Below are 13,534 nucleotides of genomic sequence, written 5' to 3'. Positions count from 1 at the left end.
GAGTCAATCATTAGCACTTTATGCTTATATTTTTATAGGCTCCGGATACTTATCTGAACATTATGTAAGGCAAAATTTCTAATGACCGATTTGGGTTAAATAGTACTCCATGAATGAAGGAGCAAGTGAGGGACATCCTCATTTTGTAATGTATATGTACTTACCTTCTTCTTCATACACTTCAATTATTAGAAAATGAAAAAAACATTGTTTTCCACGTTAAGATTTGTTAAGCAGATGTTTCCATTTTTGGGTTTTTGAAATTTTTGTTCCCAATTTGTTCCTTTTGCCGTTTCTGTCTTTTTAATATCGTTGTGTATCAGTTACTTACAAATAATCGGCAAATTTTCAAGAAGAAGATTATTATTGTTGTAAGACGTTGCTGTCCATCAAAAATAGTTCTTTGGTCAGCAGCTCCCATTTGTGTATTTTCTTGTTTCAAAATAATAGACCCAAGAAACTAACTTTTTTTATTTGATGTCACATAATACATATCATCAAGGAAACGACTCCATTTATCCTCTCCCCATACATAACTTCTTTGATAAGATGGAACTTTGTAAAGATTATATCCTTGAAAAAGAGATGCAATATTTATTTTTCTTTGCTTCCATAATTTATTATTTTTTTCCTGCCTAAATCAAGTGCGTGTACATCATAATGAAAAGAATCATTATGCAGATGATTATAAAGCCGAGGATAACGGCATAACTTCCCCACAAAACCCATTGGTGGGCACGCTCCGAGTGCAGTTGCGCGCGCTCGTAGTCGCCGTGTTTCATAGCCTCCTCGCTTCTGATGCTCTCGATAATGCCAATAATTCCAAACGGAAGGGCAAGCAGACTTGTGATGACCACGCTCTCTACCAGCCAGTTGCGTGGAGCCTTGTTCTTTCGCAAGTCCATTATCGGGATTGTTGGCGGAATGTTGTCCTTTATGCTTTTCAGTTCGTCAATATTCTCAAGTTTTTCCCAGTCAGACAAGCCCTTACGCCATATAAGCGATGTGCGTGTAAGCGGCAGTTCGCCAAGTTCGTCGAAAGTGTAGGGGCCTTTTTTCTCGTTTTTTACTAACAGAAAGTATTCCATGTCTTAAAAAATAATCGGGTGCGAAGATACTAAATCTTTGCTTATTGAAATATATTTGAATAAAAAAACTTAAATTATTCGATTATTTGCTTTGTTTTTGTAATTTTGCGGCTTGTTAGCGTGAAATAGGTTCGCGCAGACCCCAAAATAGGTAAACAAAAATAAAAATATATATGGCAAAGAAATTCGCTGAACGCAATCAACTTAATCTTTCAGACGTCAACCACGAGGTGCTGAAAGACTGGGACGCCAACGATGTGTTCCATAAGAGTATGACAGAACGCGAGGGTTGCCCTTCGTTCATCTTCTTTGAAGGACCTCCTTCAGCAAACGGTCATCCGGGTATTCACCACGTGATGGCACGTTCAATAAAGGATGTATTTTGCCGATACAAGACAATGAAAGGCTTCCAGGTAAAGCGCAAGGCAGGATGGGATACACACGGACTGCCTGTTGAACTTGGAGTTGAAAAAGAATTAGGTATCACAAAGGAAGATATTGGCAAGACAATATCTATCGAGGAATATAACCGCAAGTGCCGCACAAACGTAATGCAGTTCACCGAGGAGTGGACAGACCTTTCGCACCGTATGGGCTATTGGGTTGACCTTGAGCATCCTTACATTACGTACGACAACAAGTATATCGAGACCCTCTGGTTCCTGCTCAAGGAACTGTACAAGAAGGGACTCCTTTACAAGGGATATACAATCCAGCCTTACTCTCCGGCTGCCGGAACAGGCTTGTCGAGCCACGAACTTAACCAGCCGGGCTGCTATCGCGATGTTAAGGACACAACCGTAACAGGCTTGTTCAAAATCGTAGAGCCAAAGGCTGAGTGGAAAGAGTGGGGTACAGCATACTTTGCTGCATGGACAACAACCCCTTGGACTCTTCCTTCAAACACAGCACTCTGTGTTGGTCCTAAGATTGAATACGTTGCCGTACAGACTTACAACGGCTACACAGGCGAGCCAATTACCGTTATCGTGGCAAAGAGCCGTCTGAACGCTTATCTGAAGGCCGAGGGCGCAGAAATCGCTCTTGCCGACTATAAGGCAGGCGACAAGGTTATCCCTTACAAGATTGTTGGCGAATATACCGGAAACGACCTCGTTGGCATTAAGTACGAGCAACTTATGCCTTGGGTTAAGCCAACAGAGAAACTCGACGACAACGCAGCCGACTTTGTTAAGAAGGCTGCCGAGGCTGACCCAAGCAAGGTGTTTGCCGTTGGCAACGACAAGTTCGTTGAGCTGAGCAGCGAGGCATTCCGCGTAATTCCGGGCGACTATGTAACAACCGAGGATGGTACAGGTATCGTTCATATTGCACCTACATTCGGTGCCGACGATGCCAAGGTAGCCAAGGCTGCCGGCATTCCATCGCTCTTTATTATAAACAAGGCTGGCGAGACTCGTCCGATGGTTGACCTTACAGGTAAGTACTACACCCTCGACGAGGTTGACGAGACATTCGCTAAGGTATGTGTAGATGCCGAGGCTTACGGAAAGCACGCAGGCGACTACGTTAAGAACGCTTACGACCCTAAGTTCAACGAGGGCGGAAAGTACGACGAGCAGGCTGCTGCCAAGGCTGAAGACCTGAACGTTGTAATCTGCATGGAGATGAAGCAGGCCGGAACGGCTTATAAGATAGAGAAGCATGTTCACAACTATCCTCATTGCTGGCGTACCGACAAGCCAGTCCTCTACTATCCGCTCGATTCATGGTTCATCCGCTCAACTGCGATGAAAGACCGCATGGTTGAGTTGAACAAGACAATCCTCTGGAAGCCAGAGTCAACAGGTACAGGCCGCTTCGGAAAGTGGCTCGAGAACCTTAACGACTGGAACCTTAGCCGTTCGCGCTATTGGGGAACTCCGCTTCCAATCTGGCGCAACAACGAGACACGAGAAGAAATCTGCATCGGTTCTGTTGAGGAACTGTACAACGAGATAGAGAAGTCTGTAGCAGCAGGCGTGATGATGTCTAACCCGCTGAAGGAGCGCGGCTTCGTTCCGGGTAATATGGAACAGAAGAACTACGACCTCATCGACCTTCATCGCCCTTATGTTGACGACATCGTGCTCGTCTCTGCTTCGGGCAAGCCAATGAAGCGCGAGACCGACCTTATCGACGTTTGGTTCGATTCTGGCGCAATGCCTTACGCTCAGATTCACTATCCGTTCGAGCACAAGGAAGAGTTCGACGCTCGTACCGTTTATCCAGCAAACTTCATTGCCGAGGGTGTTGACCAGACACGCGGATGGTTCTTCACTCTTCACGCCATCGCAACAATGGTGTTCGACAGCGTGGCATACAAGGCTGTTATCTCTAACGGACTCGTGCTCGACAAGAACGGCGCGAAGATGAGTAAGCGACTTGGAAATGCCGTAGACCCATTCGGCGCAATCGAGAAGTTCGGCTCAGATGCCGTTAGATGGTACATGATTACCAACTCATCGCCTTGGGATAACCTGAAGTTCGACGAGGCTGGCGTTGCCGAGATTAGCCGCCGTTTCTTCGGAACTCTGTTCAACACATACTCATTCTTCACGATGTATGCAAACGTTGACGGATTTGAGTATGCCGAGGCTGAACTCCCAATGGAGAAGCGTCCGGAAATCGACCGCTGGATTATCTCCGTGCTCAACACTCTCATCAAGGATGTTGACGCATGCTATCAGGACTACGAGCCTACAAAGGCTGGCCGTCTGATAATGGATTTCGTAAACGACAATCTGTCAAACTGGTATGTTCGTCTTAACCGTAAGCGTTTCTGGGGAAATGCCATGAGCGAGGACAAACTAAGCGCATATCAGACTCTATACACTTGTTTGGAGAAGGTGGCATTGCTTATGGCTCCAATCGCGCCGTTCTATGCCGACCGCCTTTACAAGGACCTTATCGCCGTAACAGGCCGCGATAATGTGGTAAGCGTTCATCTTGCCAAGTTCCCACAGGCAGACGAGAAACTTATCGATGCCGACCTTGAGGCACGCATGAAGATGGCTCAGGACGTAACATCAATGGTTCTTGCCCTTCGCCGCAAGGTAAACATCAAGGTTCGCCAGCCGCTTGCAAGCATTATGGTTCCTGTTGTCGACGAGGAGCAGAAGGCTCACATCGAGGCTGTTAAGGACCTTATCAAGAACGAGGTGAACGTTAAGGAACTTAACTTTGTTGAGGGCAACGGAGTGCTCGTAAAGAAGGTTAAGTGTAACTTCCGCACAATGGGTAAGAAGTTCGGCAAACTGATGAAGGCTGTTGCTGCCAAGGTCGATGCCCTTAGTCAGGACGAGATTGCTGCATTCGAGCAGAACGGAACGGTTACATTCGACATAGACGGTCAGCAGGCTGTTGTTGAGGTTGCCGACGTTGAAATCTTCAGCGAGGATATTCCGGGCTGGTTGGTAGCCAACGAGGGCAAACTTACCGTGGCTCTCGACGTAACGCTTACCGACGACCTGAAGAAAGAGGGTATGGCTCGCGAACTTATCAACCGAATCCAGAACCTCAGAAAGGACAGCGGACTCGACATCGTTGACCGCATCAACATTACCGTCGAACCAAACGAGAACACAGACGCCTCAATCGAGGCTTACAGAGAATACATCAGCACACAGGTTCTTGCAAACAGCATTACTGTTGCCCCTGTTGCAGGTGGTACAGAACTTGATTTTGATGACTTTAAGCTGAACGTTAAGATAGAGAAGGCTTAAAAGACATTCTGTTATAAATGGGCGCGCCGCCAGCTGAAAGGCTGCGCGCCCACAAACAGAAACACAAAAACCATTTAACTAATATCAGGTTTGAGTATTCAGAAACGTAATTTATTTACATCTTTAATACTTGAGAATATGGCTGCGGAAAAAACACGCTACACGGATGAGGAACTTGAGGAATTCAAGGCCATCATTAATGAAAAACTTGCTCTGGCAAGAAGAGATTATGAGAATATGCTTGACACCCTTATGAACAAGGGCGGCAATGACATTGAGGACACGATGCCTACTTACAAAATCCTTGAGGAAGGTTCTGCAACACAGACAAAGGAGGAGATTACCGAACTGGCTGCACGTCAGCAGAAGTTCATTCAGGGTTTGGAGGCAGCTCTTATTCGCATTCAGAATAAGACTTACGGCATCTGCCGAGTTACTGGAAAACTTATTCCTAAGGAACGCTTGCGCGCCGTTCCTCATGCTACACTCAGCATAGAGGGAAAGATGCAGGAGCAGGCTCAGAAGAAAAAATTCTAAAAACTGGAAAATGAAATTTTTGTCTAAGGGACGACTTGCTGTCGCTATCATTGTGTTGGTGCTGGTCATCGACCAGATTATAAAAATTAAGGTGAAGACGAGCATGTGTCTGCACGAGATGATTCACGTTACCGACTGGTTCTACATTCTCTTTACCGAGAATCGTGGAATGGCTTTTGGTATGGAAATCTTCAGCAAGTTGTTCCTTACCAGTTTCCGACTGGTAGCCGTGGGCTACATGAGCTACTTTATCTGGAAACGGCTAAAACTTGGCGCAAGCTGGGGATTTACCGTGTGCATCGCGCTCATCATAGCCGGTGCTGCCGGAAACATCTTCGACAGCGTCTTCTATGGACTTATTTTCGACGAGAGCACGCCATACTCGGTTGCTCACTTCGTTAACTTCGGACACGGGTACGAGAGCCTGTTCATGGGAAGCGTGGTGGATATGTTCTACTTTCCGCTCATTGAGACCGAATGGCCTACATGGATGCCTTTCGTTGGCGGAGAGCACTTCGTATTCTTCAGTCCGATATTTAACTTTGCCGATGCTGCCATAAGCGTAGGCGTTGCGGTGCTTATCGTCTTCTATCACAAGGAGTTCAGCAAGGCACTCGAGAATAATAACGAAAAAACAGAACAGGAGCAGGAGGCATGAGAATACGTTGCTGTTTGATGACGGCTTGCCTTGTTGCCATGCTTGCTGCATGCAAAGGCGGCGATAAACCTAATATCTCATCGGGAAAGATGGAGGAGTTGCTGTACGACTATACCTTGGCAGACGGCATCTGTCAGGAACAGCATCCCGGCGACTCTGCTTTTCTGAAGGCTTATCGCGAGGCTATCTTCAAAAAACACGACGTAACCGAGGCTGAGTTCGACTCGAGCCTGAAATGGTACATGAGGCATCCCGACGAGATGTACGACATTTACGATGCCATCTCGAAGAAGATTGAGGAGAAGCAGGAGGCTCTGACCGGAGAGCATCACGGCGGATTCTACGAGGAGGTGTATGCCACAACCGGCGACACGGCCAACATCTGGAAGGATTCTCCGTACTTGGTGCTGTCGAACGTTGCCGGAAAGAATCTGTACCGCTTCAGCATACCTGTCGATACGGCTTTCCACATGTACGACAAGTTTGAGTGGCGACTTACTGCCACTTATCTCGACAAGCGTGGAGAGCATCGTCCGCTGGTAATGGGCTTGAAGGGCAAGTTTACCAACGATTCGATTGTAGGCGCAACGCGTACAATCTACTCAAACAGCGCGGCTGTGCTTACGCTAAACTGCGATTCGGCTTACACCATGAAGCAGATGGACGGATTCATACTTCTGCCGGGCAATACGAAGGATTTTTCAGCCGATGTGCTTCTAACGCGCATTATTCTGTTGCGCTATCATCGAAAGGAAGAAGACCTTCCGCAAAACCGCTTCAAGAAACTTCAGGAAGAGAAGCCTAAAACCGAGGCGAAGGATACGGCGGTCTCTGCCGTTCCCGTAAGCGTTGGAAGTATTCCGAAGGGAGTTATTCCGAACGTGAAACCTATGAACCGACCGATTCCGATAAAGGAGCAGATAAAAGAGGCAAAAAATTAACCCCCATAAAACTCAGGACTCGTTATGAAACGAATCGTTTCTTTTTTATGTATCTTGTGGCTTGGCATCTCGATGCGCGCCGGCAACTTAGGCACGGTTACAACGTACGATGAGTCTTGTGGCATGTCGCAATGGCACATCACGCAGATGTTGCAAGACGGCGAGGGCTACATCTGGTTTGCAACATGGAACGGACTGAACCGCTTCGACGGATACGAACTCGTGAATTTCAAGTCGCGTTCGCTGGCTTCGGACCGCATACGCAACATCTGCCTTAACGAGAGGGGCAATCTGTGGTGCAAGATTGAGGACGATGTGTACGAATTCGACCTCAAGACCTACAAGTTCAGCCCCGTTCCGGAAAGCGAAAAGGAAACAATCAAGAAAATTGTGGATGTGTCTTCTACATCGTTCTTTACAGGAAACGATATGGAGCGAAGAATGACCGACAGACAGGGCAACCATTGGCTTTTCAGCAAAAACACGTTCTGCCGCGTCGATTCGTCTGAAGGAAAAGGATTCAACATTCCGCAACCAAAGCCTTCGAAGATTAAGGCTTTCTTGCGCGACAATAAAAACCGTTACTGGATAACGACGATGGAAGATGCGACTGTAAGAGTCTATTCTTCTGATAATCATCTTATTGGCTATCTAAACCAGCAGGGAAGAATTCTGCCGACGGCAGTAAGCCTTAAGAATGCCGTTTACAGCATGATGCAACTTTCCGACGGAACGATATTGATGGGCACGAAGCCCGGAAGTCTTATCAGACTGAAAGAAACAGCCGACAGACAGTTTAGTATGAGTACGATAAACGTCGATTGCAACGGCGTTTACGACATAAAGCAAGATGCCAAAGGTAGAATTTGGCTGGCTACCTTCAGCGACGGACTGAAATTTATTGGCGACATAAAGGCTGACAAACCGCAAGTCGAGTCGGTTGAGAGTACCTATCTGAAAAAATTCAGACAGATGATGTTTGTTGGCAACACGCTGCTCGTTACGAGTACCCACGGACTACTTGTCGGCGATGTGTCGGGCAACAATCTCCGTAAGATGAAATTTGTAACGCATAGCGTTGAGCCTGAGCGAGAAAGCAGCATAGACTGTAACGCCACGATGGCTATGCTCCGCGACAAGAAAGGGCGCATCTTCATCACTACCGAGAGTGGCGGAGTAAATATGATTGAATCGCCTAATCTGCTATCTAAAAAACTGAATTTCAAACATTTCAATACATCTGACGGATTTCCTACCGACATCACTTTTGTGATGGCCGAGATTGGCGAACGCCTCTTCATCGTTGCCAATACGCAGATAATAGAGTTTAATCCTGACAGAAATCCGCGCGAGGCCGTCTGCTACGACCGCTTTTTCTGGCACAATGATATTCTGTTTACCGAGGCTATTCCTCTTGTTGCGCCCGACGGTAACATTCTGTTCGGAACGGAATCGGGGGCAATATCCATCAATCCTAAAGAACTGAAAAAGAGTGCGGAAGCCCCTCATCTTGTCTTTACTGGCTATATGGTTCGTACCTCAGAGGGCGATTCGCAGGGCAAAGGCAAGATAAACCGACTAATCCGCAAGGGCGACAACATCGTTCTTCAGCCTTGGCAGCGCGACGTCACGATTTATTTCTCGTCGCTCGACTACAAAGCGCCCGAGCATATTCTCTACTCGGCTGTTCTGATGAGCAAGAAGGGTGCCAAGCCAACAAAAGACGATTTTCCGACTGCCGGAAAGAACCGCTCCATAAGCCTCTACAATCTTGCTCCCGGAAAGTACACGCTCTGGGTTACGGCTACGAATTCAGACGGCGTTTGGGGCGATGTGGAGAAAGATGCCATTGCGCTAAACATCGAGGTTGTGCCAACATTCTGGGAGACTCCGCTTGCCACGATGATGTATGTTCTCATCGTCTTTGTCGTGATTTTCATCATCGTTTACACCATTTTCTACATCCGCGAGATAAAGAAGAATCAGAACGAAACGCTTCAGGCATATCTGTCTATGCTCCAATCGTCGGGTGCATCTGCCAAGAAAGTGGAAAAAATTGGTCAGCCGCAGGAGCAAGGTGGTAATTTTGATTCAACGGCAGGTGGTAAAAATGATTCAGAAGGAAATGAAATATCTGAAAATGAGGTGTATATTGAGCCTCAGAAAGAAGAACCCGTTCAGGTTATCGCCCCTCGTAAGATAAGTGCCGAGGACGACCTTTTTATGAAGCGCGTGCTTGCTTTTGTTGATGAACACATAGGCGATTCGGACGTGAATATAAACGATATGGCATCGGCTGCGGCAACAAGTCGCTCGGGCCTGAATCGCAAGATGAAGGAGTTAATGGGCATAACACCAGCCGATTTTATGCGTGAGGCACGAATGAAAAAGGCCTGCAAGATGCTGAAGGAAACAGACGAGAGTATAACCGAAATTGCCTTCAGTTGCGGTTTTAGCGATGCAAAATATTTCAGTAAATGCTTTAAGGCGAGCATAGGTGTTTCGCCTACCGACTATCGAAAATAAGCATTCAAATTGTGGTAATTATTGGTCAGACTTCGCATTTTGCGTTGTTTGACTTTTTTTTGCACCACATTTGGCGCGTTTCTCGCCTTTGTTTTTTTGGCTTTCGCTTATCTTTGCTATCAGAAAAAGAACATAATTGAAAAAGTGATATCTATATTATGGTGTTTTAGACAAATGATTTTTAGATTTATTTTTTGTAATACTTAACCATGAAACTTTGAATATAAATAAAGTCCTCCCGTGCAAAACGTGGAGGACTTGTTTATTTTTATGCCGTTTCTGGTTATGCCGAATATTTCCGCGGATATCTGAAGATTATTGCCAAGAAGGCAACAAATCCCATGCACATAGGGTAGTAGAGATAGCCCATGATAGAGATTGGCGATATCTCTGCCAATTTCGACGCCATGAGCAGTTGCGCTCCGTAAGGTATAAGTCCTTGCGTAAAGCACGAGAAGGTGTCGAGGATACTTGCGCTTCGACGAGGGTCTACGTTGAATTTGGTGGCAATATTCCGTGCTATCGGGCCGGTCGTTATTACCGCCACCGTATTGTTTGCCGTACACATGTTGGCAATTATTACCAGAGTGGCGATGCACATCTCGGCTCCGCGCTTGCTGTTTACATGCTTCAGCAGAAAGCGGGTGATGAACTCAATTCCGCCGTTGTATCTTATCAGTTCCAACATTCCGCCGGCAAGCAGGGTTACTATTATAAGTTCGCTCATGCCCAAGATGCCGTCGCCCATGCTGCTGAACCACGAAAACACCGTAAACTGCCCCGTAATCAGTCCGATAACGCCTGTGAGGATGATGCCGAGAAACAGCACAATCATCACGTTCATGCCGAAGATAACGGTTATCAGTACGGTAAGATACGGTATGATATTAAGCCATTTAACGTCTGGAATCTGCTGCGGAGAATGGATGTCGAGACCAAGCACGATGTACGCAATCATCACGATGATGGCGGCCGGCATCACGATTCTGAAGTTGACCTTGAACTTGTCGCGCATCTTGCAGCCTTGCGTCTGCGTGGCTATTATCGTTGTGTCGGATATAAACGACAGATTGTCGCCGAAGAATGCTCCGCCCACAACCGTTGCCACAATCATAGGCAGACTTGCTCCTGTCTCGGCTGCTATTCCGGCGGCAACAGGGGTTAGGGCTACGGTTGTTCCTACCGATGTTCCGATGGCAAGCGAGATGAAGCACGATGCCAGAAACAGTCCTGGAAGCAGCATGTTGTCGGGCATTATGCGAAGGGTGAAGTTTACGGTCGCATCTATCGCGCCCATGCTCTTGGCTGCTCCGGCAAACGCTCCGGCAAGGATGAAAATCCACATCATCAGCATCATCGTCTGGTTGCCTGCTCCGGCAGAGAACAGCTTTATTCGCTCGTCGAGAGTCTTGTGTCTGGTTATGGCAATGGCGAATACCGCCGATGTAAGGAATGCAACAGTTATTGGTATCTTATAGAAATCCTGAAGAATGATGGATGTCAGCAGATACATGCAAAGAAAAACAGCCAGAGGGCTTAGTGCTAATAAACTACTTTTTGTTTCAATTTGTTTCATTCTGCAAAGATACGGCGATTTTTCGGTCTCCACAATAGTATGAATATACTATTATTATACCATGTTTATGGTATTGCGTATTTTGAGAATGTGTTGGACGGATTGTCTTGCGTTTGGTTGATGTTTCTGTTTTCTTCGGGTTTCCTTCGGGATTCGTTCGGGATTTTCTTGTTGAAAAAGACAAGATTTTTCGTTGGGATATTCGGTGGATTTCTGGTAGCTTAAAATAATTACTCCATGTCAATTTGTGAGATTATGTTTCATATTTTGAGCAACAGAGATTCGGGAAAAAAGATAAGACCACGCTTTTTGTAATGGCGTGGTCTTTATCTTAAAAAATATCAATCTAAACGGATTTTGTAAGTATTTTGCCCAATCTTTACGATTGCAACAGAACCCGATTTTAAGTTTGTGTTAATTACGGCTGAACCGTTTCTTATAGCAGTTGTGCCAATCAATTGCCCGTTAATGGTATATATGCTTACCTTTTCGCCATCAGCATCGCTTTTTACTATGATATTGCTTCCGTTGGCTACTATGTTATAATCGTTTGTTGATGTTGCATCTATTTGTGTTGTTGCATCCTCTATTGGCAGAATTTTGCCAAACCACCTCCATGGAGCAATTGCTTTGTATTCGTTAATAGCAGAGGCTGGAACATAGAGAGTGGCGTAATTTATGGTGCCATGAATACCGAATGCGTTTTCGTTTGTTTCTGGTAATTTTGTTGCGTAACAGTAAACAGTTTTTAAGTTCTTGCAGTCATAGAAAGCGTCTTCTCCAATGTTAGTCACGCTGTTCGGTATAGTAATGGATGTAAGTCCCGTGCATCCATAGAAAGCCTTGTCTCCGATTCTAGTCACGCTGTTCGGTATAGTAATGGATGTAAGTCCCGTGCATCCATAGAAAGCGCCGGATCCGATTCTAGTCACGCTGTTCGGTATAGTAACGGATGTAAGTCCCGAGCAGCTAGCAAAAGCGTAGTCTCCGATGTTAGTCACATTGTTCGGTATAGTAATGGATGTTAGTCCGCAGCCAGAGAAAACCCCGTCTTCGATGCTGGTCACGCTGTTTGGTATAGTAATGGATGTAAGTTCAGAACAGTAACTGAAAGCGTGGGATCCGATGGTAGTCACGCTATTCGGTATAGTAATGGATGTAAGTCCCGTGCAACCAGAGAAAGCGTTGTCTCCAATGGTAGTCACGCTATTCGGTATAGTAATGGATGTAAGTCCAGGACAGTAAATGAAAGTGCGGTATTCAATGGTAGTCACGCTATTCGGTATATTAATGGATGTAAGTCCAGAACAGTAACTGAAAGCGCCGTATCCAATACTAGTCACGCTATTCGGTATAGTAATGGATGTAAGTCCAGAGCAGTCTTGGAAAGCTCTTTCACCAATGTTAGTAATACTGTTTGGAATAGAATAAGTTGTCTCTTTTCCTAGATACCTTACAAGAGCATTGCCTTTTATACAAATGCCTGATTCTGTTCTTACATCACAAACAGTTAATCCTGAAGGGGTGATATTGCTTTGATTGTGAAAGTTTTCTTTTGTTACATAGCAGTCATAGAAAGCGTCTTCTCCAATGTTAGTCACGCTGTTCGGTATAGTAATGGATGTAAGTCCCGTGCATCCAGAGAAAGCGTATTGTCCAATGCTAGTCACGCTATTCGGTATAGTGATGGATGTAAGTCCCGTGCAGCCAGAGAAAACACTATTTTCAATGCTAATTACGCTGTTTGGTATAGTAATGGATGTGAGTCCAGAGCAGTATTGGAAAGCGTATTCTCCAATGCTAGTCACGCTGTTAGGTAAAGTAATGGATGTAAGTTCAGGACAGTATTGGAAAGCGTATTCTCCAATGCTAGTCACGCTGTTAGGTAAAGTAATGGATGTAAGTTCAGGACAGTATTGGAAAGCGTATTCTCCAATGCTAGTCACGCTGTTAGGTAAAGTAATGGATGTAAGTTCAGGACAGTATTGGAAAGCGTATTCTCCAATGCTAGTCACGCTGTTAGGTATTGTAACGGATGTAAGTCCCGTGCAGCAATAGAAAGCCAAGTATCCGATGCTGGTCACGCTATATTGGTTATCATTGTAAGTGACGGTTTCTGGAATTATAGCATCACCTGAATATAGTCTATTCGATGCGACTTCGGCAGTTTTGTCCTCATCAAACAAATTGTAATTTATGCCGTCAATCTTTACACCATAAGCATCTGCACTTGCTACCAATGGTAGCAGTAATGTAAAAATAAAAAGTAATAATTTCTTCATAATCATTATTGTTAACATTCTATAAATGCACAAAAGTACAAATTTGCTGAGAGTACGCAAAATTAATAAGCTGTTTTTGGTGATTTTTCTTACAAACACAAAAAAAGAGGACTAAAGATAGCCCTCTTTTACCGTTGCTGAAAACGGATTTTATAGCGTGTGTTTTATAGAACTTTCTTGGGCAGAACAGATAAGACCACG

9 protein-coding genes are annotated in these 13,534 nt (G+C 45.5%); 5 read left to right on the top strand and 4 right to left on the bottom strand.

The annotated features are described in order from the left end of the window. Nucleotides 1–460 precede the first annotated feature (460 nt). Both T538_RS19230 and T538_RS17720 read right to left on the bottom strand, forming a co-directional pair. Complete coding sequence (locus T538_RS19230; protein WP_369794983.1) at nucleotides 461–592, bottom strand: DUF262 domain-containing protein; 132 nt, start codon at nucleotides 590–592, stop codon at nucleotides 461–463. Between the two features lie 43 nt (nucleotides 593–635). After that, complete coding sequence (locus T538_RS17720) at nucleotides 636–1,088, bottom strand: CD225/dispanin family protein (RefSeq protein WP_051655987.1); 453 nt, start codon at nucleotides 1,086–1,088, stop codon at nucleotides 636–638. Between the two features lie 173 nt (nucleotides 1,089–1,261). On the opposite strand from T538_RS17720, the gene ileS reads away from it, so the two are divergent. From ileS to T538_RS0108775, 5 genes are all read left to right on the top strand, one after another. Then, entirely contained in the window at nucleotides 1,262–4,813 is a 3,552-nt protein-coding gene (gene ileS, locus T538_RS0108795) for an isoleucine--tRNA ligase (RefSeq protein ID WP_031536066.1), read from the top strand. 138 nt (nucleotides 4,814–4,951) lie between these two features. Beyond that, the gene (locus tag T538_RS0108790; RefSeq protein ID WP_031536068.1) at nucleotides 4,952–5,350 is read left to right on the top strand and encodes a TraR/DksA family transcriptional regulator; all 399 of its coding nucleotides are present in this window, start codon (nucleotides 4,952–4,954) and stop codon (nucleotides 5,348–5,350) included. Between the two features lie 10 nt (nucleotides 5,351–5,360). Beyond that, nucleotides 5,361–6,008, top strand: coding sequence for a lipoprotein signal peptidase (locus T538_RS0108785; protein ID WP_031536070.1), 648 nt, complete (start codon nucleotides 5,361–5,363; stop codon nucleotides 6,006–6,008). Next, nucleotides 6,005–6,949 carry a DUF4296 domain-containing protein gene (locus tag T538_RS0108780; RefSeq protein ID WP_031536073.1) on the top strand — a complete coding sequence of 315 codons (945 nt, stop codon included), beginning with the start codon at nucleotides 6,005–6,007 and terminating at the stop codon, nucleotides 6,947–6,949. The genes T538_RS0108785 and T538_RS0108780 overlap by 4 nt, the downstream gene beginning before the upstream one ends. A gap of 24 nt (nucleotides 6,950–6,973) precedes the next feature. After that, the gene (locus T538_RS0108775) at nucleotides 6,974–9,475 is read left to right on the top strand and encodes a helix-turn-helix domain-containing protein (RefSeq protein ID WP_031536075.1); all 2,502 of its coding nucleotides are present in this window, start codon (nucleotides 6,974–6,976) and stop codon (nucleotides 9,473–9,475) included. Nucleotides 9,476–9,758: 283 nt separating this feature from the next. On the opposite strand, the gene T538_RS0108770 is transcribed toward T538_RS0108775, so the two are convergent. Further along, nucleotides 9,759–11,051, bottom strand: a complete 1,293-nt coding sequence (locus T538_RS0108770; RefSeq protein ID WP_031536077.1) for a Na+/H+ antiporter NhaC family protein — start codon at nucleotides 11,049–11,051, stop codon at nucleotides 9,759–9,761. Between the two features lie 341 nt (nucleotides 11,052–11,392). Next, complete coding sequence (locus T538_RS18895) at nucleotides 11,393–13,333, bottom strand: leucine-rich repeat domain-containing protein (protein WP_231497091.1); 1,941 nt, start codon at nucleotides 13,331–13,333, stop codon at nucleotides 11,393–11,395. Nucleotides 13,334–13,534: the final 201 nt, after the last annotated feature.

Source organism: Bacteroides sp. Ga6A2 (assembly GCF_000702225.1).
In the GTDB taxonomy this organism is placed as follows: Bacteria; Bacteroidota; Bacteroidia; order Bacteroidales; family Bacteroidaceae; genus Ga6A1.
This window is presented reverse-complemented; position numbering and strand designations above follow the sequence as displayed.

Excerpts from the sequence above, each read along its gene's own strand:
- T538_RS17720 (WP_051655987.1), bottom strand. The coding sequence starts at position 1,088 with ATGGAATACTTTCTGTTAGTAAAAAACGAGAAAAAAGGCCCCTACACT.
- T538_RS0108780 (WP_031536073.1), top strand. The coding sequence starts at position 6,005 with ATGAGAATACGTTGCTGTTTGATGACGGCTTGCCTTGTTGCCATGCTT.
- T538_RS0108785 (WP_031536070.1), top strand. The coding sequence starts at position 5,361 with ATGAAATTTTTGTCTAAGGGACGACTTGCTGTCGCTATCATTGTGTTG.
- T538_RS0108775 (WP_031536075.1), top strand. The coding sequence starts at position 6,974 with ATGAAACGAATCGTTTCTTTTTTATGTATCTTGTGGCTTGGCATCTCG.
- T538_RS0108770 (WP_031536077.1), bottom strand. The coding sequence starts at position 11,051 with ATGAAACAAATTGAAACAAAAAGTAGTTTATTAGCACTAAGCCCTCTG.
- T538_RS18895 (WP_231497091.1), bottom strand. The coding sequence starts at position 13,333 with ATGAAGAAATTATTACTTTTTATTTTTACATTACTGCTACCATTGGTA.
- ileS (WP_031536066.1), top strand. The coding sequence starts at position 1,262 with ATGGCAAAGAAATTCGCTGAACGCAATCAACTTAATCTTTCAGACGTC.
- T538_RS0108790 (WP_031536068.1), top strand. The coding sequence starts at position 4,952 with ATGGCTGCGGAAAAAACACGCTACACGGATGAGGAACTTGAGGAATTC.